This window comes from Nocardia sp. NPDC004722 (genome assembly GCF_053601505.1).
The window spans coordinates 1-22,292 of record NZ_JBSGBY010000056.1; the positions used below are offsets into that span (position 1 = coordinate 1).

The following is a 22,292-nucleotide window of genomic DNA, read 5'->3' on the forward strand; positions in this document are numbered from 1 at the left end:
ACCGACCAGGACCGGGCCAAGGAGTTGTTCGAGTCCCTCGGGCTGAAAACGCGCCTCGACGCCGAATTGCAGCCGGGTTTCCGCTGGCTGGAACTTGGGGGCGATGTCCGGCCGCTGGCCTCCGTACACAACCTGATGTTTGGAACCATCGCCTAGGTCGATCGTGGCCAACCAAATGCGCTCGGCATTCGGATGTGCCCGTACTTCCAAGACCCGCGCGACGACAACGCCGCGCGTCCGTCCCTCCCAGGTTGGGCCGTTCATGCACCGGAGCCTTTCTTTGTTTCGGGGTTCAATCGATTCCAGGTCGCCGATGCAAGGGCACGATGACGGGCATCCATCAGTGAGACCCCGACATAGTCCGAGTTGGGTGACTCGGTGAAGCCGATCCAGCCGTCACTACCGATGTATTCCACGACGGACTGATAGAGGATCGGACTGTTCTTGCGCAGTTGGGCGACATCGAGTCTGAACAGGCAGAAGCCCGAGTAGAAGCTTTCTGCCGCAACGCTGAACGTACATCTGTCGATCTCGGACCGGCTCAGGTTCTGCTGCTCGAGCAGGCCCCGAAATTGTTCCACATAATATTCCCGGTCCGGCATGTCGGGGGAAAGCACGAAATGATAGCGGCGCTTCCTGGCGATATTCTGCGCGACGACAGCGAGGAAATTCCCGGCAGCCACACCCTGCTCGATACCAACTTCAACCGTGACGAGATCCTCCGCGAGATCCATTGCCGCGACCAGACTTTCCAGACTGAATTGCTCCAGTTCGAGAGCCTGATAATGATCGAGCATTCCCGCGAAGGTCAGTGGACGTTTGGCAGCATCCTGTGCCGCGGCACCGATGCGCTGAGCGAGGATCGTGCCGATCTTCGCGACAAAAGCGGTCTGCACGGCCGCGTCCGTACGGGCGGAAGCGAGGCTTGCTTCCATGTAGCGGGCGATCGGGCCGTAGTCGAGCGTTCCACCCGAGCCCGCGACGTTGTCCTCGCCGAACATCAAGTAGTCCAACGACACTCCGAACAGGTCGGCGATCGCGACCAGCTTGTCCACACTGGGGTTGTTCTGCCCCTTCAGATACTGCGAGAGAGCGGCGGTCGTGATACCAAGATCAATACTGAGTTGCTTGCGGTTGCCGCTGTAGTCGCCCGCCTCGATGAGATGTTTGAGCGTCGCGGCGAACTTGATCTCACGCATGACCACCTCTCCCGGGGACACGGCCTGTCACGTCAAGCACAACTTACTCTTCGTGATTCATTGTTCAAGTGTTACTTGACAGTAGACGCGCCGAAGCTCACCGTGGAAGACGGGGAGGAGGTGCCTGGCGATGAAGTGATTCGCATTCCCGGGGCGCTGGCCCGGAGCATTTTCCATGGGGCGGGACTCTACTTCGCCTGCCGATGATCGAATTCGGCGGCACGCATGGGTGTCTTATGCCCAAAATATCCGAATCGTATGCGATTCGGACTTTCTGTTAAGCGTGTATTAACGAAGAAGACGTCATGTCACACAGCATTCCACAAACCTGCCCAACGTGCGGCAGTCCACTCGAACCCGAGAAACCTCCGATACGGACTGCTCCGGAACCTACTGCTCCAGAGCCGATTTCCGCGATGCCGGTCCCCGCGGCGCCGATCGCCGCCGAGTACGTTCCCTGGATCCCGATCGAGCGCGTCCGGCGGCCGCGCAAGCCGCGGCGGCGCGGTTCGGTGACCGGCCGAGTCGTCGGTACACCGGATCGCATCATGATGGCGGTGCCGCAGCCACTTTGGTTCGTGCTGCCCATGCTCGCGCTGCTGTGCGAGCAGCCGTATGTGCCCAGCTCGGTGCTGCCGACGCTCGGGGCCACGATTGTCGCGGCCGGGGCGCAGCGCCGGTTGGTGCGGAGCCGATACCGCTGGGTGGCAGGACTTTTCGGGCGGTTGTCGCCGTGGGAGCACCGGCCGGGGATGCTGTTGCGACTCGTGGATGACGAAGGCCGGAACTGGGAGTCGCGGTTTCTGCCGGTCCGAGCGACCGAAGTGCTCGCCAACGATCCGGTTTTCACCGAAGGCTGGATCACTCGCGGCGGGGAGCTGTCGATCTGGACGCTGACCAATATCAGGACCGGTGCACAACGCATGAACAGGCGGCTCGCGGTCTGGCCGATCGTCGTTGTCAGCGTGGTGATCATGGTGTTGACGGCGACCGCGGTGCTGTGACGGGCTGCGAAACGACGATGGTGTAATCGTCGCGGGGAGTGACGATTACACCATCGGATCGTTCAGCAGAGAAAACCGCTGCTAGGCAGCGGTTTTCGTGTGTTTGCGAGAGAGCAGCGGGTAGCCCGCGCAGACCAGGACACCCCAGGCGACGCCGACCGCGAGGGCGCTGCGGCCGTCTTCGGTGAAGAAGAGGAGGACGACGACCAGGGCGAGGAAGGCCAGGGCCAGGGCCGTGGTGAAAGGCGCTCCGGGGAGACGGTAGTCGCTGGCGGGGAGTTGGCCGCGGTTGACGCGGAGGCGGTAGAGGAGGTGGCAGACCAGGATCATGCCCCAGACGAAGATGATGCCCATGGTGGAGACGGACGTGATGTAGCCGAACGCCTTCTCGGGCGAGAAGTAGTTGACGGCTACGCCGATCACCATGACCGCGGCCGAGACCGCGATGCCGACCGCGGGGACCGAGCGGGGGCTCAGGTTGCCGAGGGCGGCGGGGGCTTCCTCGCGCTGGGAGAGGCTGCGCAGCATGCGACCGGTGGAGTAGATGCCGGAGTTGCAGGAGGACAGGGCCGCGGTGAGCAGGACGAAGTTGATGATGCCTGCCGCGCCGGGGATGCCGATCTGCTCGAAGACCTCCACGAACGGGCTGCGGCCCGCATGGAAGGTGCGCCAGCTCGACACCGACATGATGACGATCAGCGCGCCGACGTAGAACAGACCGATGCGGAAGGGCAGGGTGTTGATGGCCTTGCGCAGCGTGCGCTTCGGATCGCGTGCCTCACCGGCGGTCACACCCACCAATTCGACACCGACATAGGCGAATACGACGATCTGCAGGGCGAGCAGCGCCTGGCCGAAACCATTGGGGAAGACACCGCCGTCGTTCCACAGATTGGTGACGGTCGGGTTGGTGGCGTGGCCGAAGTGGAAGATCAGCACGCCGACGCCGATCACGATCATGGCCACGATGGCGGTCACCTTGATGGCCGAGAACCAGAACTCGCCCTCACCGAACAGTCGCACCGAGACCAGGTTGGCGATGAACATGATGCCCAGCACCACCAGCGCGGTCACCCACTGCGGGATGTCGAACCAGTACTGCACGTATTTGCCCGCGACGGTGATCTCGGCCATGCAGGTCGCGACCCACACCGCCCAATACGTCCAGCCGGTGGCGAAACCCGCGAAGCGACCCAGGAATTCGTTCGCGTACTCGGCGAAACTGCCGGTGACCGGGCGGTAGGTGAGCAGTTCGCCCAGCGCTCGCATGATCACGAAGATGGCCAGGCCCGCGGCCAGATAGCAGAGGATCAGCGCCGGGCCGGCCTTCTGGATCGCGCCGCCCGCGCCGTAGAACAGGCCGGTGCCGATCGCACCGCCGATGGCGATCATCTGAATGGTGCGCGGCGACAGGCCGCGCGAATACCCCTCGTCGTCCGCGGGGGTCGTACCGGTGTCCGGTAGTTGCCTTTCCGAGGCTGTCAAATGCGGTTCCTCTCACGTGCGTGCGGCCGGAACCCCAGCATTGGTGATCGGGCGATACCGGCCGCACCGAGCTTGCCGACGGATTGCCGTGCTCGGTCCAACGGCGTGTCACGCTACCGGAGAGGTATTTGCCGTCACAGTCACCGGCGCGCGTGGTGTCGTTCGGTGTTGCGCTGCGAATTGCCCGGAATGCGCCTGAGCACCCGCGATAGCGGGCCTCCGCCGCCGTGCGGCCAGCCCGGACGGGCCCGCTGCACGGCCCGATTCGACCTCTGCCCGGCACGTGGACAGGCCAGGCGGCTCGGCACGATTCGCCGCCGCGACACGGCCGTCATCACCTGTCGTCTGCTACAGCCGGTGGACGCCCGGTATCGCGCCCGCAATCGCGCTGCCGCCGAGGTGGTTCAGCCAGCTTCGTCGATGAGTTCGAGGCCGGTGACGACCTCGGCCTCGATACGGATGACGTGGTCCATCGGCAGGTTGATCCACGGGTCGAGGAGGGTCTCGTAGCGCTGGACTTGTTCGGGGTCCATGACGACGCGGGCGACGCCGGTGACGATCACGCTCCAGCCCTGTCGGGTGTGTTCGTCGAAGGAGTCTGCCTCGTAGGCCACCACCTGGCCGTCACCCCGCAACAGGCTTGCGCCCAGGTGCGCGCGCACCACCACGACGTCCTCTTCGACGATGTGATTGACCGGTCTGATGATCGGAAGTCCACGGCGCGAGTACACAATTCGCCCGTAGTGCGCGCCCGCCAGCCGTTTCAGTGAATCGGCAGCCGAGAGCTCGCGCAGCTTTCGTGCCCCTACGCCGCCCATGATTCCGATTGTGGTCGATCCACGGCGAATTCGCCAATTGCCTTGTCGCGTGCCAGGGTTCATGGTCAGCATCGGACCGGCGGGGCCGGGGGTCAGCGGTGCGGCGGCACCGCGACCACGGCGGGTGGTTTGTCGGTGCGCAACCCCTTCCAGCTGGGCATGCGCAGTCGTTCGCCAGAGAATTCGCGGTATTCCACATCCCCGACCAGGATCGGCTCCACCCAGTGCCAGCCGCCCGCAGCGGCTTCCGGCGGGGGCTGTTCGAAAGGGCTTGCGGAGACTTCGATCTCGTCGAGCGCGCCGCGCAGCACCCGGCGGGCAGCGTGGGTGAAGCCGGTGCCGACATTGCCGATGTAGACCAGTCGTCCGGCGTCGTCGTGCGCGCCCAGCACCAGGGACCCGAAACTGGCCCCGAACGCTCCCGCTCCCGGTGTCCAGCCCGCCACCACCGCCTCGGTGCGCTCCCGCAGCGGCGTCTTGATCCAGGCGGGTGAGCGGCGGCCCGGCAGATAGACCGAGTCCGTCCGCTTCGCAACGATGCCCTCGATCCGATGCTCGCGCGCCACCTTCAGCAATTTCTCGGCATCCATGTCGATCCAGTGCGGCGGCACCGAGAGCGGTGCGGGCAGAGCCAATTCCGCGAGCCGCGCGCGCCGCTCGAGATAGGGCCGCCGGGTGAGGTCGACCCCGTCGACGGTCAGCAGATCGAAGACGAAGAACCGCACCGGCACCTCCGCGATCAGCGGCTCCGCCGGTCGGGCCACGTGCATGCGCCGTTGCAGCAGCCCGAACGACGGCGCGCCGTCGCGATCCAGTGCGACGATCTCGCCGTCGAGGATCAGGGATTCCTTGCCGGGCAACGTCTTCAGGGCGGCCACGACTTCCGGGTAGGCGGCACCGACGTCATTGCCGTTGCGACTGAACAGCTGTGCCTCCCCCGCGCCGGCGAGGGCGATGATCCGCACGCCGTCCCACTTCATCTCGAATGCCCAGCCGGGCCCGTCCGGCGGTGAGCCCCCGGTCGCCAGCATGGGCGACGGGCCACGGCGGACGGACGCGGCCACCGAGGCCGCTACCCGTGCCGACTATCCGGCATAACGGACATGCCTTGAAGTTTGCTATCTAGTAGCTCCGTCCTTGGTGCGACGCGCCGAACGCCGGATCCCGATTACTCGGCAGAGATGCCGTGCCCTATTCGGCAGCGCTGCTGGGCCTATTCGGCAGAGATGCCGTGACGGCGCATCGCGTCGAGCACCTCGCCGTGCGTCAGGCTGGAGGTGACGGTGATGGTCTCGGCCACCTCGTCGATGTTCACGCCGGTGGTGGAATCGAGCCCGCGCACGGCGCGTTCGGCCTGGTCGGCCTCGGCGGCGAAGCGGGGCAGATCGTAGGTGTAGGTGGACATGCTGCACTCCTGTCTGTTCGCGGAGGTTCCGCGATCCGGACATAGCCGTCGCGTGACGGCCCAAACCGCCGAGACTCACCGGCAACCCGCCGCTGACCGGGTTTGACCTGGTCGAGAGCGGGCATGCCGTTGATATGTTGACTATCATCGGGCTCATCGCTCTGCTGGGTGCTGTGACCGTGGGGGTGGCCGGGGTTCAGGCCAACAGCGGTAGCAGTCATGTTCTGGCCAACGGCTTCACCGTCTTCGATCACACCTATGGGGGATCCACCGGATTGTTGTTCGCCTACGGGATTCTGGTGGGCGCGATCGGCACGGCGGGCTTCATCCTGGTGTTGGCCGGGGTGTGGACCACCTCCCGGCGCGGGGTGGTGGCGCGGCGCGAGCTGCGGCATTCACGGCGTGAAATGGCCGCGGCACGAAAGGAACTCGCGAAACCCGCACCTGCGGCCAAGCCTGCGCGTAGCGTGGATTCGCCCCGGCAGCCGGTGGTTCCGATGGCCAAGACGCCGCAACGCCGCTTCACGCGGCCGACCTGGTCGGTCAACCTCTTCCGCAAAACCCCGGGCGCACCCGCCAAAACCGAATCCGTCTCCAAATAGGACTCCGGTCCGCCAGAGGACACCGCATGCTCGCCGTGCTCGGCCTCGCATTACTCGACGCCGGCTGGCTGCTCGCCACCCCGGCCTGCACCTCGCTCGGAATCATCGTGCTGACCGCGGCATTGATCCGCTGGCTGCTCGGCGCGCCCGCCCGGTACCTGGCCCATCCCCGCTATTGACTCCCGACCGCGCCGACCGGATTCCGTCCGGTCGGCTAGCGTCGCAGTCATGACGGTGACGGTGCTGGTACCCGACGAACATGGTTTCGCGGCGGTCTCGCGGCTGGAAGGCGTGCGGGCGCTGCGCTATACGCTCGGCGAGCCGCTGCCCGCGGGCGCGGACGAGGCGGAGATTTTCGTGCCCACCTTCCTGGCCAATCGCCCCGAGACGGTGGAGTTGGCGCGCTCGCTGCCGAAATTGCGCCTGGTGCAACTGCTCACGGCCGGAGCCGAGCTGTGGGTGGGCAAGCTGCCCGCCGAGGTCATGATCTCCACCGGCCGTGGCGCGCACGGTGCGAGCACGGCGGAATGGGCAATCACCGGATTGCTCACGGTCTACCGGGAATTCACCGAGTTCGCCCTCGCCCAGCGGGAGCACCGGTGGACGCAGCATCGCACCGATACGTTGCACGGCAAGCGGATCCTGATCATCGGCGCGGGCGATCTGGCGATCGAGCTGCGGCGGATGCTGGCGCCGTTCGACACCACCGTCGAACTGGTCGGTACGCGTGCCCGGGACGGCGTGCACGGCGTCGACGAAATCCCGGAACTGCTCCCCCATTTCGACGCGGTGGTGCTCATGGTGCCGGTCACCGCCGCCACCGTCGGCATGGTCGACGCGGAATTCCTGTCGCGCATGCCCGATCAGGCCATCCTGGTGAATGCCGCGCGCGGCCCGGTGGTGCGCACCGACGACCTGCTGCGCGAGCTGGAATCCGGCCGCCTGCGCGCCATTCTCGACGTCACCGATCCCGAACCGCTGCCCGCGGACCATCCGCTCTGGGACGCTCCGGGACTGCTGCTCACCCCGCACGTGGGCGGCAGCAGTAATGGAAACCTGAACCGCGGCTGGGCCGTCGCCACCGCGGCGATCGCGCGCTACGTGGCAGGCGACCCGCCACAGAACCTCATCCGCGGCGAATACTGAACTGCGACATCGATTCTTGGGGGTTCGGGGGCGAAGCCCCTGAGAGTTGCGAGAGTCGTTATAAGTCTTTGCCGATGGGCCGGTTGATGCCCCGCCACTCCCGCTCCCAGCGGGCATACCGTCTGGCATCGAACACCGTGCCGGTGAACCACACCGACGCGGCCGCCGCACACCAGGTTTCGACCAGCACCGCGAGCCCGGTCCCGATCCCCTCCGCCGCCGCAGCTCCCGGCCGGGACGGAGCCAGCGTCGGCTGCCCGTCCTTGACCCACAGCGACACCGTCGCCCCCGTGGCCTGCGGCCCGGGCACATCCACCGTGGCCGTCGCTGTCTTCCCGTCGATATTCCATTGCACCGGAGCCTGATACCGCTCCGCGTGCCCCGCATACCGGTCAGAATCCGGCAAGGCCACCGCATCCGCGGTCTCGGTCGCACTCACCCGGACCTTCCCCGCATCCTGCGCCGCGATCCGAGCCTGCGCCCCCGTATAACTCACCGTCCCGATCGCCCCCGCGACCGGCACCGCGGCAGCCACCACAACCACCGCCACCGCCCGCAACACGATCTCGACCCGATCCGAGACACGCATCAGCGAATTGGTGTTCCACGGCCGCACGCGCCACAGGCGCGTCGGCAAAGGAGGACGCATCGACACCTGGACCGCCTCTCTCCACGCGTCGTTCTCACCGACTACATCGGTAGCTGTACCCACTCTGATACGCCATCAACACACTGAACGTCAAGGTCACAGCGTTGCGAGTACATTACGCGGCCTCCAGATTCCACTTTTCCTCCACTTTTCGCGGCCTCAACGACTCCAGTGCCTCCACGTTGTCCACCGCCGGTTGGATGTAGCCTTCCGGGTCGATGTAGTGGACGGTGGCGATTGTCGAGGCTTCGGCATGCCCGAGTTGGGCACTGGCGCGCAGCGGCTCGTTGGTCTTGCCAGTGACGTGGGTCGCGGCGGTGTCCCGCAGGTTGCCGAACTGCACCCACTCCAGTGACGTACCCCGAACCACCTTCTGCAACAACTGATCAGCGGCACCTGGCGATACGAGACAAGCTCGCTTGCTCACCAGCAGATGTGCCGTCTCGTCCACTCTCCCCGCCTGCCGCCGCCACTCCCGAAGCTCTACCGTCAGCCACATCGGCAGCGTCAGATAGTAGAAGCGGCCATCGTTCTTGCGCTTGTCCTGCCGCAATCCGCCGCCCTTGCACTTCACCACTGTGCCGCAGACATGGATGACAGCGCACTTGTCACCCTCGCGCAGATCCACATCCATCCATCGCAGCGCGAGCGCCTCACCGATCCGCAGGCCGGTTCCCAGCAGAATCAGAAACAGCACGAGCCTGTACCTTGTCCGCACAGCACGGTTTACGAACAGGTCGTAGAGCGCTTCGCGTTCCGCGAGTTTCAAGGCTCTCTGCTTCCCGCCCCGAAGGGACGGATTCGGTACCGGTGCCATAGGGCTGTACTTGAACGGGCCGACCAGCACGAGGCGCTTGAAGATCGCGGTAAGGATCGAATAATGCTGGTGCGCAATGCCGGGAACCAGGCTGGCAATGTCATCGAGATAGTCAGCGAGGAAACCGGGATCTCCCACCTCACCAAGGGTCAGATGACCCAGCTCCGTCTCCAGCCGCACAGCGTTGTCCTTGGACCTCGGTCCGCCGGACGCGTAGATCATTCGTTCGTAGATCTCGAGGGTCTGAGACTTGATCTCCCCCTTTGCTACACGCCTGCGGGTTACCTCCATGAACCAGTCGAAGACGTCGATCATCTTGTCCTCGGTGGTGAATCGCCTCGACGCGACCGCCGTGCGTCGGGACCGAACCGAGCCCTTGTACCGATTGACCTCGAACTTTCGATCCCAGTCCTCGAGGCACTCGGTACGCGTGCGCCCGCTGGCGCTGGTACGCGTGTAAGTACCGCTGAAGGTCCGGTGCTTCACACGATCCAGACGCCAAACGCCATCCGCGCCCTTCTCGGGTTCCAATTGACGTTTCCGAGGCGGTGCGCCCGGCACCATCCTTTCCCTGGGCAATGCAACCTCACTTCCCTCGCTACGGATCGATTTGTGTCCGCTCCCACGCAAAGAATTCCTCGCTGGGATACCGGACTCGCCCACCTGCGAGCCGAATACACTTCGGCCCCTTGCCGATTGACGCCCAGTTAGCGAGCGTCTTAGGGGCCAGCTGTAACCGGTGCGCCACTTGCGCCCGGGTCAGATACGCATCGGTGGTGGACATGCTCGAATCTCCTTGCCGAGGTCCGGGAGTTCAAGATCACCGAGGTTTGCCCAGCGATAGCCGAGGTTGACCTCGGGATCGGATTCGTCTTGCCTGCTCACGGAGGCACAGATGTTCTGGAATACGCGTCGGTTCGTGTGCTGCGCACCCACGAACGCTCCGCGTCATCAGGGCTGCCATCACAGACCCCGGCTATCGGTTCGACAACCATCCGACGTATCGCGGATCGTATCGAGTAGACGTCAGAATATGCCGCCGTTCACATCCAGGCAATACACCATGCAGATATGCAGCGGTCAGGCGAATGTTGTAATAGACCATTGGAATTCAGGGCGAGAACAACATTCGGCCCACCCTTGCGGATGGGCCGATCTCAAAAGCTCAGGAACGAGGACGACTACCGGTCGCGTCCTCGGGGATCACGAGCAAGTGTGGACGGTGACGACCGTCGGCAACCGCGGGAGCGAAGTATTCGCCGGTATCGGCCTCGACGACCTGCGTCCACTTGAGCAGCTCGCGGACTTCCTCCGCAGCCAGGTGCTCGCGATTCGGGATGACCAGGATGTCGGCGCGCTCGTTGTAAACGAGGTTCATCAGACGGATCAGTAGAGTTTCACGGTCCTCCTCGGCTCCCCCGTACTTCACCAACGTCACGACACCGCCGAGACGCTCAGCGATACCGACGATTTGCACGTAGTCGTCGAGTTCATGGTCGCCCGAGATCTCCCGCTGCATGAACGCGACCACGTTCCGCTTCATGAGGTCACCTCTATCCGATCGCGGTACCCCGCCCGGTTGAACGCCTGACGACCACGGACCGTGCAACGCCAGTTCGGTGGACTCTGCCGAGTGCCCATCGCCAGCCCTAGATACGACAAGCGGCGCAGCACCGTTCGCACGGTGCCCTGCGACAGCTGCGTCTCGGCGCACACCTGCCGCACTGTCCGAGCCTGCGCAGCGCCCAACGCGACCAGAACGCCCAGAACCTTTGCCTGTGTGTACGTCAAAGCCATCGCCACCCCTTCCGTTATCGGCCCCGTGTCGTCGATGGAGCCACGCAGGGGTGCCAGGGACCGATATGCGGGCCACATCATCCGGATGCGGACAGCACCCGGATGTCGACAACGAGACAGCGCTCTTCGTGCCGAACCGGTGACCTGGCACCGGCGATGAGGTTATGACCGATCAACGTGGTCGATGTGGTCCGAGAGACCGCATTGACTAGCGGACCACATCCGCTGAAATATTCAGTCGCTGAGCGAGCTTGGCCGCCTGGGCCCGAGTGGTGGCTTGCGGACTGCGAGTCATCAGCCGACGCACCATGTCGTGGCCAGCCGGGTTGAACTTCAGGTCCTCCGGCGAAACCTGTTCGGCGTCGAGCAGGTGCAGCAGCGTGCCTGTCTCTTGGCGGCGCAGCTCGTAGGCTCGCGCAAGATCGAGCGCGAATGTGAACCGGCGCTCCACGCTAGGGCACGCGGACGTATCCAGCTGTTCGGCGATGCGCAACGCTTCCAGCGCATCGCCGGCCTGCAATTCGATCGCGATGGCGTGGAGTCCCACATTCAGCGTGCCGAACATCGTGTGGCCGACGTTCCCGGCGACGCGAGCCCGCACAGCTAGCGGACCAACATCGTGGAGGCGGTCGCGCGCCTCCCACAAGCGCCCCGAGCGCGCTTCTGCCACTGCGGCAATCAGTTCCAGCGCACCGGTCATGGCCAACGCTGCCGGGGTCTGTCCTGCCGCGGACATGACGGCGGTCGAGGCCAGGGCGGCCAGTTCGATCGCTGCCTCGTGTTCTCCCGAGACCAACAGGGTGTGGCCGAGATTCCACTGGGCGACCGCGATCCGGATCGGATCATCGGCGTCCTCGGCCGCGCGCACCCCGCGGTCGGCCACCAGGAATGACAGGTCGCTCCGGCCCACGCGCCGGGTGACCGTGCGCAGCAACCCGTACAGTTCGCTCGCGGTGGCAGCCAACCGGCGATGCTGCGACCCGCTCCGCCCTGCACGACGAGTGGCTTCGGTATCCCGGACGAGATCCGGGAGATCCGGCAGCAGCTCGCTGTAGCGGTGACCACTGGACTGCCACGTGTCCCATGCCGCGGCGGTCCGGGCGGCCAGTTCGTCAGCATCGACGATACGTCCGCCACCAGACAACAACGCGAGTGCCAATCGATCCCCATTGACCGGAACCACCGAGGCGGGCGCGGCGGAGACGTCGCCGAGCAGAACACCGGCGGGAACTCTGAGAGCAGCGGCAATCGCCCTGACGACCTCCGTGCTCGGTGTCTTGCGGCCACGCTCGATCTGACCGAGGTAGTCGCGGCTGATACTGGCCAGTCCCGCGATGGCGTCCTGGGTACGCCCGGACCGCTCCCGGTACATACGGATCCGCACGCCGATATGGTCATGAGGCCGAGGCACTTTGGCCATAGATGTCACGGTAGGACCGGAGGAGCAGGGTTCGCATGAAATTCGCGCGCAACGACACCGATGTCCTGATCCTGTGGGATGTGGACCATACGCTCATCGAGACCCGGGGTGTCGGTCGCGCTGCCTTCGCCGAAGCCTTCGAGACGGTGACGGGTGAACGGCTGGAACAAATGCCACACATCACCGGCCGCACCGAACCCGACATCTATGCGGCTACTGCTGCCCTGCATGGGATCACACAGCCTCCTGAGTTCCCGTTCTTCGCCGAAGCGCTCGCGCAGGCTTACTTGCGACGACAGGACGACCTCGGTTCTCAGGGGCGGGCTATGCCGGGCGCGGCGGAAGCCCTGGCTCATTTGGCGACCATTCCATGGGCTCACCAGTCGGTGCTGACCGGGAACACCAGGGCGGTCACCCGCGTGAAGCTCGAGACCTTCGGCCTGCTGCAGCACCTCGATCTGGAGATCGGCGCGTACGGCGATGACAACGGCAATCGCCCTGCGTTGGTCGCGATAGCCCAGCAGCGCGCGGCAGACTCGGGAGCAGGGACCTTCGACCGAGGCAGCACGGTGCTGATCGGCGACAGCCCCGCAGACGTCGACACCGCGTTGCGCGGCGGCGCCCGAGTCGTCGCGGTCGCGGCAGGCGGGACGCCGGCCGAGAAGCTGAGCGGCGCCGACGCGGTGCTGGCAGATCTCTGCGATGCCTCGACCCTGGCCACCACGATCCACTCTCTCGCAAACCGTTAGCCCCAAGCTATTTGCGCCCCCAATCTCCTCTTCCTGTGGTGCTATTCCCGCGAGTTCCCGTTAGTTCCCTCGAAAAGCCTTGAGCCCGTACACACCTCATGCACCATTGTGAATTTTCGGCCACAACCATTTCCGGCGTTCATATTTCGGCCTACCTTTGATCTTGTGATGACCATCCACGCGCTCCACGCGGGCGATGGCTACACCTACCTCACACGGCAGGTCGCCACCGGCGACCGCACCTGTGCGGCCGACAAATCGTTCACCGATTACTACACAGCAACCGGTACTCCACCCGGCCGATGGTTTGGTCGGGGAGCCGAGATTCTCGGTGTGACAGGCGAGGTCTCCCAAGCCCAGATGCTCGCCTTGTATGGCGAAGGGATTCACCCCGATGCCGACCGGATCATCATCGACGCCATCGATGCCGGGTCGCCCGCCCGCCAGGCACTCACCGCCGCATCCCTGGGCAGCGGAACCCATGCGCGCGGACAAGGAACCACCTCGATCCAAGCCATCTATCAGCGCGACAAGACCGCCCTGCTGGCCGAGTTGGGCCGTCCATTGACTCAGCAGGAATGGGCTGATCTGCGAGCCAACGCCGCACGCCAGCACCTCACCGAAGAACTCCAACGCGAGCCCTCGGGGATCGAAATCGAGGACGCCTTGGCAGATGAGAAACGACGCCACGCCCGCGCGGTCGCCGGCTACGACTGTGTGTTCACCCCGCAAAAGTCGGTGTCGATGCTGTGGGGTCTGGGCGACGACGCTGTGCGCGCGCAGATCGCGCAATGCCATCGTGAGGCGGTCGAGGAGACCCTCGAACGGATGCAGTCGGAGTTCGCGCTCGCCCGACGCGGCGCGGGTGGTGTGCGTCAGATCGACGCGGACGGAATGACGTTCGCGCTCTACGATCACTTCGACAATCGCACCGGTGATCCCAACCTCCATACCCATGCGGTGGTGTCAGCGCGGGTGCTGGGTGCGGACGGGAAATGGTGCGCTTTGGATGCGCGGTCACTGTATGCGGCAACGGTTTCCCTGTCGTGCCAATACAACGCCGCGATTACCGGCAAACTCAAAAGACGACTCGGATTGCGGTTCGAACCCCGCTACCGCAATGGGCTGGGCAAGGCACCCGTGTACGAGATCGCGAACGTCCCCGATGACGTGATCACGCATTTCTCGCGTCGCCCGAACATCGTGCGCGCCACCGAGAAACTCGTCGCCGACTACCGCGCCAAGCACGGCCACAACCCCAGCAAAGCCGTGCAGATCCGCCTCGCACAGGCCGCCACACTGGCTACCCGGGGCGCCAAACCGCTACCGCGGACCCTGCGCGAAATGATCGACGAATGGGCCGCCGACACGGAACACTTCCTCGGCGACGGCCGCACCGCCCAGCAGTGGGTCGGCCACGTCCTCGAGTTGTCTCACGACCCGAACGCCTTGCGCGACTACGACGCTCAGCATGTCGCCCTCGCTGCTGCTGTCGTGCTCGCCGCGGAGGTCGGTGAGCTCACTGATGCCACGCCAGGTCAGCGGGCGGCCGCGGTGCGCGACGTTCTGCACCGCTACGAGTTCTCCGCTGAAAGCGACCGGGAAGCCGCCGTCGCAGAGGCGGAACTGCTGCTGGATCCCGAGCACGACAACAACCTGCTCGACCTCGCCGGGCGGAAGGCTGGGCATGTCGGGGAGGAGGTCTACGACCGCGAGCGTCTCGCCGCCGAAGTCGCCGAGACGGTGGCCCGACGGCGTGCGACTTGGACCGAGGTACATGTCCGTGCGGCCGCCGAAGACCGCGTCTCCGCGTGCGATTTCGCCTCCGACACCGAACAGGCCGACGCGGTCGCGGAAATCGTGAATGCAGTGCTGTCCGGCAGCATTCAGCTCACCGTCGATCCCGAGCCGGTCCCAAAAGCGTTGGCCCGCAATAGTGGGCACAGTGTGTTCACCACCTGCGCGGCCACCACCATCCGATACAGCAGCCACACCGTTCTCGACGCCGAAAACGCACTCCTGGACGCCGCCAGAACTCCCACCCCTGAGTTCGTCACCACCACGACAATCGCTGCGGCCGTCGAAGCGGTCGAGGCCGAAACCGGTAAGGCGCTCAACGCCGGACAGCAGCGAATTGTGCGGCATCTGTGTGTGTCCGGGACGCGGTTGGCGGTCGCGATCGGGCCCGCCGGCACCGGCAAAACCACCGCCATGCGCGCCGTCGCGCGCGCCTGGATCGACGAGGGGCGAAAGGTGTTGGCGCTGGCGCCACAGAAGTCCTCCGCCCGGGTACTCGGCGACGACATCGGTGTCCCCGCCCGTACGATCGAGTCCCTGCTCACCCGCGCCCGCAAGACGGGAGACGCTGGGATCGAGCCCGGCACGATGCTGCTGGTCGACGAAGCCGGAATGGCCGCGACCGCGAATCTCGCTGAGCTGCAAGCCCTCGCCGATGCGCACGGTGCGGTGGTGCGATGGATCGGCGACCCCGCCCAACTTTCGGCCGTGGAGGCTGGGGGTTGCTTGCGCCTGGTCGCCGCCGACACCCACGCCCCCGCACTCGATACCGTCGTCCGATTCGCGGATCCCGACGAAGCGCAGGCGTCGCTGCGGGTGCGCGACGGCGACGCTCCCGGAGCTTGGGAGTTCTACCATTCCGCGGGTCGCATCGTGTCCGGGATGGTCGACGAACTGCGCGAGCAAATCCTCACCGCGCACCTGGCCGACCTCGACTCCGGGGTGTCGAGTCTGATGATGGCTGCAACCCTCGAGGACGTGCATCTGCTCAACGGGGCAGCCCAAGCCGCACACGCGCAAGCCGGACACGTCGACACCGTTGGGCCCGGCACGGCACTCGCGGATCAGCACACCGCGTATGTCGGGGACATCGTGGTGACGCGCCGCAACACCAACCGGATCCGCATCACCGGCGGCATCCGGGCCGGGGATCCGATCGACAACGGCGAGCAGTGGCGGGTGCGGAAGGTGCACGCGGACGGGTCACTGACCGTTGGCGGGGTCACCCACCGAGGGCAGGTCGTGCTGCCTGCTCGTTATGTCGCCGACAACACCGAATTGGGTTACGCCAGTACGGTTCACCGTGCGCAGGGTATGACAGTTCAACACGCGTACGTGCTCATGGGCGCAGCACTCGGTCGTTCGCTCGCGTATGTCGGGCTCACCCGGGGCAGCGACTACAACGGCATCTTCCTGGCCACCGACACGCTGCCCGATGTCGATCTCGACCACGCGCCCGCCGAACCCCGCTCTGATTACGAAGTGTGGTGTCGAGAGCTCGCGCGCGAAGACGACAACATCACCGCCACCGAAGTCCTACGCCGAGAACTCGCGGCCGCCGACGATCCGCAGCGGTTGCGCGAGATCTATGACCACGCCCGTGGCCTGCTCGTCCGCGACCGCATCGACACCGTGCTCGAACACGCTCTGCCCACCAGCTTGTATCGGCAGGTCGTACAGTCGCCGCAATACGAGACCTTGGTCGAAACCCTCGATCGTGCCGAACAATCCGGCCTCGACCTGGCGACCCTGGTCGGACTCGCGGCCACCGACCGGTGGCGGACCACAATCGATCCGATCGACGCCACCGACAACCCCGCCGCGGTTCTGCGTTCACGCGCCGACCGCCATATCGCCCGCCAGCTCGGACTGCCCACCACAGGCACCGAGGGCAAGTTCCTCGCAGTCCGCGACCTGCCCGCCCCGGAGCTAGCGGCGGTGCCGCCGCGGTTCGCGGGCATCGATGCCGAGCTGGCCGACTACACCAGCGACCTCTACACCCGACTGTCCGAACTCGATGAGCCTGATCAGGCTGCCGAGCGGGTCGCCGAGATCAGCGAGTTCGCCGACACTTTCGCCGTCCCCGACCCTGCGGAGTTGCCCGCACGGCTCGCGCGGATCCGCGCCGACTACGAACACACCGCCAAGGCCCTGGGCCGGGACTGGGCACGCCACGAACTCGCTCAGCATCTTCCAGCGAGGCTGCGCCGTCACGTCGAAGACGGACCCTGCTACGAGTACCTGCTCGACGTGGTCGCCGCCTCCCACACTGCTGGCCTCGACCCACGCGAGTTCATCACCGAAATCATCGAAGCCGCCCAGCCGCCCCTAACCCGCGCGGAAGCCGCCGCGAGCGTGCTGGCCGCCCGTGGGCAAGCCGTCCTCGAGCAACACCAGCACGCCCCCGCAGATGCCCTGCGCACCGCGCCAACGCCATTGCCGCCCAGGCATTCCGGTGTCGATCACAGGCTCGCCGCCCACGCCATTCAACTCCGCGAACAGCTCCATGCCCTCGAGAACCTCGAGGGCACCACCGAACTACAGGGCGATCCGCTGCGCACCCTCGATGACGCCGATCTTGCCGCCCGCATCCGCGCCTTGCGCGCCAGTCTCAACCGCCCCGATCCCGCACCAGCGACGGCCCCCGGGCAGACGCTGGCAACGGTCGAAGCCGAGCATGCCGAACTGCACACGCAAGCCGATCTCGTACGCGCCGCCCTGGCTGCTCAGGTCACGGCCGACACCGCAGATATGGAACTCGCCACCGCGACAACAGCTTTCAGCGATGCCCAACGCAAGCTTGAAGCGGTGTCCGCCTACCGGATCGGCACCCGCCGCAAGACCGAAGCCGAACGCGACAGCGCCCAGAACGAGCTAGCCACGGCTCGCACGGCCGCCCAGCAGGCCCGCGAACACGCCGAGGAAGCCCGCGTCGAAGTGATCGCTGCCGGAGCGGCACCGCATCGCTGGCAGACCATCCTCGACCGCGATGCCGACACCACGGAAAACGCAACGAACTCGCCGCCGCCCGCCACACCGACGCCCGCGCCGCCGACCTGCACGCCCGCCAGGCCAAAGCCCGCACCACGACCACCGCAAACCTGGACAAAGCACTCGCGGAACGTGACCGCCGCCGTCATCTCTCCCCCGCCCAGGCCGCCGCCGAAAAGCGGCTGCGCGATCAGCGTTCCGCGACCACAGCCGCCGAGTACGAACCTGAACGCGGCCCGCGCGGGCCCGAAGCGGCCATGGCCGCCGAACACGATCTCGGGGCCGAGGCATAAAGCAAAGCTCCCTGGTGCCATGGTGAGTGCCCGGCACGAGGCGATGCATCGGATCTTCCAGCACGACCCGGCCATGTTCGCGCGGGCCTTCCGTGCACTGGCGCTGCCGTTCCCCGATCCGACCGAGGTCACCGTCCTGCCCACCGACCTCACCGAACATCGACCGCCGCGTCGACACCCTCCTGCGGATCGCCTCCGCTCAGGGCGACTTCCTGCTGATCATGGAGGCGCAGGGCCGCCCCGACCCCTGCAAGCCGTCCGCTTGGATCTACTACCTCGCCCACCTGTACGCGAAGTACGACCTGCCAGTCATCCTTCTCGTCGTTTGCCACGATCGCGGGACCGCGGCGTGGGCGAACTCGATACCCGATGTCGGCCTGCCACTGTGGCCCAGCCTGACCATGCGCCCGCTGGTCCTCGGCCCGCACAATGTCCCCGTCGTCACCGACGTCGAAACCGCTGCCGCCGACATCCCGCTGGCAGCCCTGTCCGCGGCGACGCGAGCTCTGCTGATTCCGATAGGTAACTCGATCAGTAGACGCATCAGGACCAGTGTGGAGGGGCTGGATGATCCACTGCCCGTTGATCTTTCGGGGTGCGACACCGGCCGTTCCGAACCGAGCGATCAGCGGCAATGCAGGACGTTCGGCCGACCTCAGACCGACACCGCCACTTGATCTTCCGCTCCGTCGCGCTGGCCGGTGGGATCAGCGCGGTCAGCGGCATAGACAGGACGTACTACGGTGTTGTCTTCGCCCTATTCGGGGGTTCGGATGGCTACGGGTTTGCCGTCGGGTGCGGACATGGCGGTGGGGATGTCGTCCCAGTCCACGATGTGGCTGTAGGCGATCGAGGGTTGGATGTGGCCGTCGAGGATTGCTCGTACGGCGGTGGCGACGGTGTCGGGGTTGGAGTAGCCGCGGAAGACACGCAGGGTCGCGCCCAGGCTGTAGGCAAGGGCTTGGGGGACAGTGATATTGGCGAATCCGCCGAGGCTGTCGATGACGCCTTCCTCTTCGAGGAGGTAGAACGCGCCGGTGAGCTGGCCGGGGTCGGGATGGGCACCGATGATCAGGTCGAAGCGGCCCAGCTGCGGGCCCGGCGGCCCCGGTTCACTGCGCGCGCCCAGGGCGGTCGCGATCTCGCGGTGGCGAGGGTTCTCATCGACGTAAACGATCTCGGTGGCACCTAAGTGCGCGGCGAAGGCGACCTGGTAGAGCCCGTGTTCGGACCAGCCCAGGACCAGGATGCGGGAGTGGCCCTCGCGGAGGCGCTGAGACATCACCTCGTAGCCGAGGGTGAGACTGTCACCGACGGGAGCGAACTCGGCCGGGTTCACCCCGGCCGGTAGTGGGGTGAGCATGGCGTCGGCGTAGGGGACGCGGACCACGTCGTCGTAGAGCCCGCCCCACGATCCCCCCGCGGGCACACCGAACGAAGCACCCTGCGGGGTCGTGGAGCAGTGGGAGTTGCGCCCGGCCCGGCACGGCCCGCACGTGCCGCAGGCGACGAACGGGCAGACGACCACGAGGTCACCGACCCGCACCCGGGTCACGGCGTCGCCGATATCGCGGACCCGGCACACCGCTTCGTGGCCGATCGCGAATCCGGGCCGGATCGGGGTATCGCCGCTGATCAGGAGCCGGTCGTAGGCGCAGCGACTCGCCGCGACCGGCTCCACCAGCGCTGCGGTGTCCGCGTCCAGGCGCGGTGCGGGGACTTCACGCCATTGCACGACCCCGGGAGCGGTGTACCACAGTGACCGCATATCGGTTCTCCTCGACGTGTGCGAATCAGGCCAGGGTGGTGAACAGCTCGGTGACGGTCTGCACATACCGTTTCGCATCGGCCGCGTGCAGCTGGTGCATGGCGTCGGGCAGCGAGACGTATTCGACGCGCTGGCCTGCGGATTCGATGATCCGGCAGGCTTGCTGGGCCTGGACGTCGGTGATCGCGCCGAACAGCCGCCCGGTGTCGGGGTCGAGGGTGCGGAAGTGGTGGGTGAACCCGACCGGAACGCGGATGTGGGCGAGCATGTTCGCGTGGTCGCAACCGGCGTTGGCGCTGTCGTCGGCCCACGCCCGCGCCCACTCCGGGTCGTACTCCTTCATGTTCTGCGGAGGTTCAGGCACCGTGCCGTCATCGTCGTGGTTGCCGAACATGAAGCTCATTCCGGCGACCATGTCGGCGGGCAACTCGGTGGGCATGGCCTTCATCAGCCCGGCGTAGTCGCCGATCGACCATTGATCACCAAGCCATTTCGAGCGGACCGCGAAGATCGGTGCCACCGCCTGATACGAGCCCGGCCCGAACTTCGGGGCGGCTTCGGAGGTGAACAGCGGCGGGTCCTCGAGGACGACCGCGCGGACCTGTCCGGGCTTGGCGTAGGCGGCCAGCCACGCGGTGTACACGCCCCCGGCGGAGTTCCCGGCGACCAGGGCGGGACGCCCGATGACCTGGTCGATGAACCGCACCAGGTCGTTGCCGACGTTGTCGACGGTGTAGCGGCCCGGGGTCCAGGTACTGCGGCCGTGCCCGCGGATATCCACGGCGTAGACCTGGAAGTTCGGCGACAGCAAGCCGATCGCTTCCTCGTAGGTCCACCAGGAGTCGCCGTTGCCGGGAATCAGCAGCAGCGCAGGCGATTTCGGGTCGCCCTCGACAACGTAGTTCATGCGGACCTCGCCGAGATCGGCGAGGTGTTCGGGGTAGGCGTGCGGCACGAAGGTGGCGGCGCGGTCGGCGGCTTCGTAGGTGCGCATGATGGTCGGTCCTCTCGGTAGCTGAACAGCGGGTTCAAGGGTTCGAGCTGGCCATACCGATAGATAGCGACAACGATGCCATTGTCTCGGATCGGTGGTCGAACACCACGCTAGGAACCAGCTAGGACAACTACCGCCCTAGCTCCCAGACGTGAGACCGAGGTCTCATCGAAGCCTCTACAAGCTCCATTGACCGACTTTCCAGACGACATCCGCCAGAAACGATGCACGAAACTCGGCAATGCAGGACGTTCTGCCGTGGCACGAGCCATGCGTTCTGCGGTTCGTGTCTGGCTTCGGTGAGTTGTCCATGCCGGGCCATCGTGAGGGATGAGTACTTCCCCCGACCTGGACGTCTCCTTCGCCGGTGATGATCTCGTCCTGCGGCTGGCGTCGCTCGCTTACCTTGCGCGGTTCGCCGTCGTCTCGCGCGTCCATACGAGATCGGATCTACGCCTTTACTTTTCGTGGTGCACCGAGCGGAAACTGAGACCCCTGGCGGTGACACGGACCGAGGTCGAGCACTACTCGCTGTGGATGCGAGAGACCCGCCACTTCAAACCCGCCACCATCGCCCGCCGCCTGGCAGTCGTGGCGGGGTTCTATCGCACCTGCGTGATCGATGGTTTGCTTGAGCACTCACCCGCCGAGTACGTTCGCCGGCCCCGCGTGTCGAACGAGTCTCCGACACTGGGACTCTCGCACCTTCAATTTGAAGCCCTGCTCGTCGCGTCCCGTGACTCGGACAACCCGCCGGACTTCGCGCTGGTCGCCATGCTCGGACTCCTAGGCCTGCGGATCAGCGAGGCATGCCGATGTGACGTCACCGATCTCGGTGAGGAACACGGCCACCGCGTCCTGCACGTCCTCGGCAAAGGTTCGAAGATCGCTTTGATTCCGTTGCCGCCCGCGGTCGGGCGGGCGATCGACCGAGCCGTCGACGGTCGACTACATGGGCCGATCCTGCTGAACCTGCGGGGAAGACGAATGGACCGTCACTGCGCCACCCGCCGCTTGCGGCGTCTGTCGGATGTTTCGGTGGTCCGGCTGCCGCGCATGCACCCCCACATGCTGCGCCACACCTTCGTCACCACCATGCTCGACGCCGGAGTCGACCTCCGCGACGTCCAGATCGCCGCCCGCCACGCCGACCCCCGCACCACCATGCGCTACGACCGCGCCCGCACCAACCTCGACCGCCACCCCAACTACATCCTCGCAGCGTTCATGGCCTCGGCCACATGACATCTCAACATCCTGCATTGCCGATGAGCCCGAGCACGTTGTTGCGCTTGGACGCGACCGGCTCGAGCCTGGCGCTATCGGGAGCGCCAGGAACCATCCGGGTATTGAACCCA

The 22,292-nt window shown here is 65.8% G+C and carries 20 protein-coding genes; 7 read left to right on the forward strand and 13 right to left on the reverse strand.

Annotated features, from left to right (window positions below; genetic code table 11):
* Positions 1 to 260: 260 nt before the first annotated feature.
* Entirely contained in the window at positions 261 to 1,199 is a 939-nt protein-coding gene (locus ACWELQ_RS08960) for a helix-turn-helix domain-containing protein (protein ID WP_452396470.1), read from the reverse strand.
* A gap of 416 nt (positions 1,200 to 1,615) precedes the next feature.
* On the opposite strand from ACWELQ_RS08960, the gene ACWELQ_RS08965 reads away from it, so the two are divergent.
* Positions 1,616 to 2,203, forward strand: coding sequence for a hypothetical protein (locus tag ACWELQ_RS08965; RefSeq protein ID WP_452396471.1), 588 nt, complete (start codon positions 1,616 to 1,618; stop codon positions 2,201 to 2,203).
* Positions 2,204 to 2,284: 81 nt separating this feature from the next.
* On the opposite strand, the gene ACWELQ_RS08970 is transcribed toward ACWELQ_RS08965, so the two are convergent.
* The 4 genes from ACWELQ_RS08970 to ACWELQ_RS08985 all read right to left on the reverse strand — a co-directional run bounded on the left by ACWELQ_RS08970 (position 2,285) and on the right by ACWELQ_RS08985 (position 5,911).
* On the reverse strand, positions 2,285 to 3,688 hold the full coding sequence (locus tag ACWELQ_RS08970; RefSeq protein ID WP_452396472.1) for an amino acid permease: 1,404 nt from the start codon (positions 3,686 to 3,688) through the stop codon (positions 2,285 to 2,287).
* A gap of 404 nt (positions 3,689 to 4,092) precedes the next feature.
* On the reverse strand, positions 4,093 to 4,506 hold the full coding sequence (locus ACWELQ_RS08975; RefSeq protein ID WP_452396473.1) for a pyridoxamine 5'-phosphate oxidase family protein: 414 nt from the start codon (positions 4,504 to 4,506) through the stop codon (positions 4,093 to 4,095).
* 92 nt (positions 4,507 to 4,598) lie between these two features.
* Positions 4,599 to 5,537 (reverse strand): non-homologous end-joining DNA ligase, encoded by a 939-nt coding sequence (gene ligD / locus ACWELQ_RS08980; protein ID WP_452396474.1) that lies wholly within the window; start codon positions 5,535 to 5,537, stop codon positions 4,599 to 4,601.
* A gap of 182 nt (positions 5,538 to 5,719) precedes the next feature.
* A complete protein-coding gene (locus ACWELQ_RS08985) occupies positions 5,720 to 5,911 on the reverse strand; it encodes a hypothetical protein (RefSeq protein ID WP_452396475.1) in 192 nt (63 codons plus the stop codon).
* Between the two features lie 134 nt (positions 5,912 to 6,045).
* Between ACWELQ_RS08985 and ACWELQ_RS08990 the strand changes: the two genes are divergently transcribed.
* The 3 genes from ACWELQ_RS08990 to ACWELQ_RS09000 are packed head-to-tail and all read left to right on the forward strand — an operon-like array spanning position 6,046 to position 7,659.
* Entirely contained in the window at positions 6,046 to 6,513 is a 468-nt protein-coding gene (locus tag ACWELQ_RS08990; RefSeq protein WP_452396476.1) for a hypothetical protein, read from the forward strand.
* Between the two features lie 26 nt (positions 6,514 to 6,539).
* A complete protein-coding gene (locus ACWELQ_RS08995) occupies positions 6,540 to 6,692 on the forward strand; it encodes a hypothetical protein (RefSeq protein ID WP_452396477.1) in 153 nt (50 codons plus the stop codon).
* Between the two features lie 49 nt (positions 6,693 to 6,741).
* Positions 6,742 to 7,659 (forward strand): 2-hydroxyacid dehydrogenase, encoded by a 918-nt coding sequence (locus ACWELQ_RS09000; protein ID WP_452396478.1) that lies wholly within the window; start codon positions 6,742 to 6,744, stop codon positions 7,657 to 7,659.
* A 58-nt stretch (positions 7,660 to 7,717) separates the two neighbouring features.
* Here ACWELQ_RS09000 and ACWELQ_RS09005 read toward each other — a convergent pair whose 3' ends face one another.
* From ACWELQ_RS09005 to ACWELQ_RS09030, 6 genes are all read right to left on the reverse strand, one after another.
* A complete protein-coding gene (locus tag ACWELQ_RS09005) occupies positions 7,718 to 8,308 on the reverse strand; it encodes an Rv1733c family protein (protein WP_452396489.1) in 591 nt (196 codons plus the stop codon).
* A 115-nt stretch (positions 8,309 to 8,423) separates the two neighbouring features.
* Entirely contained in the window at positions 8,424 to 9,656 is a 1,233-nt protein-coding gene (locus ACWELQ_RS09010; RefSeq protein ID WP_452396479.1) for a tyrosine-type recombinase/integrase, read from the reverse strand.
* 67 nt (positions 9,657 to 9,723) lie between these two features.
* The gene (locus ACWELQ_RS09015) at positions 9,724 to 9,909 is read right to left on the reverse strand and encodes a helix-turn-helix transcriptional regulator (RefSeq protein ID WP_452396480.1); all 186 of its coding nucleotides are present in this window, start codon (positions 9,907 to 9,909) and stop codon (positions 9,724 to 9,726) included.
* 381 nt (positions 9,910 to 10,290) lie between these two features.
* The gene (locus tag ACWELQ_RS09020) at positions 10,291 to 10,656 is read right to left on the reverse strand and encodes a hypothetical protein (protein WP_452396481.1); all 366 of its coding nucleotides are present in this window, start codon (positions 10,654 to 10,656) and stop codon (positions 10,291 to 10,293) included.
* 8 nt (positions 10,657 to 10,664) lie between these two features.
* Positions 10,665 to 11,003 carry a BlaI/MecI/CopY family transcriptional regulator gene (locus ACWELQ_RS09025; protein ID WP_452396482.1) on the reverse strand — a complete coding sequence of 113 codons (339 nt, stop codon included), beginning with the start codon at positions 11,001 to 11,003 and terminating at the stop codon, positions 10,665 to 10,667.
* A gap of 127 nt (positions 11,004 to 11,130) precedes the next feature.
* The gene (locus ACWELQ_RS09030; RefSeq protein WP_452396483.1) at positions 11,131 to 12,342 is read right to left on the reverse strand and encodes a helix-turn-helix domain-containing protein; all 1,212 of its coding nucleotides are present in this window, start codon (positions 12,340 to 12,342) and stop codon (positions 11,131 to 11,133) included.
* A gap of 35 nt (positions 12,343 to 12,377) precedes the next feature.
* On the opposite strand from ACWELQ_RS09030, the gene ACWELQ_RS09035 reads away from it, so the two are divergent.
* Both ACWELQ_RS09035 and mobF read left to right on the forward strand, forming a co-directional pair.
* Entirely contained in the window at positions 12,378 to 13,091 is a 714-nt protein-coding gene (locus ACWELQ_RS09035) for an HAD family hydrolase (RefSeq protein WP_452396484.1), read from the forward strand.
* 168 nt (positions 13,092 to 13,259) lie between these two features.
* Entirely contained in the window at positions 13,260 to 18,698 is a 5,439-nt protein-coding gene (mobF, locus tag ACWELQ_RS09040; RefSeq protein WP_452396485.1) for a MobF family relaxase, read from the forward strand.
* A gap of 231 nt (positions 18,699 to 18,929) precedes the next feature.
* Here the strand turns inward: mobF and ACWELQ_RS09045 are convergent, their stop codons facing one another.
* Together ACWELQ_RS09045 and ACWELQ_RS09050 are read right to left on the reverse strand one after the other, a co-directional pair.
* A complete protein-coding gene (locus ACWELQ_RS09045; RefSeq protein ID WP_452396486.1) occupies positions 18,930 to 19,940 on the reverse strand; it encodes an alcohol dehydrogenase catalytic domain-containing protein in 1,011 nt (336 codons plus the stop codon).
* 25 nt (positions 19,941 to 19,965) lie between these two features.
* A complete protein-coding gene (locus ACWELQ_RS09050) occupies positions 19,966 to 20,934 on the reverse strand; it encodes an alpha/beta fold hydrolase (RefSeq protein ID WP_452396487.1) in 969 nt (322 codons plus the stop codon).
* A 501-nt stretch (positions 20,935 to 21,435) separates the two neighbouring features.
* Between ACWELQ_RS09050 and ACWELQ_RS09055 the strand changes: the two genes are divergently transcribed.
* Positions 21,436 to 22,179, forward strand: coding sequence for a tyrosine-type recombinase/integrase (locus tag ACWELQ_RS09055; RefSeq protein WP_452396488.1), 744 nt, complete (start codon positions 21,436 to 21,438; stop codon positions 22,177 to 22,179).
* Positions 22,180 to 22,292 lie beyond the last annotated feature (113 nt).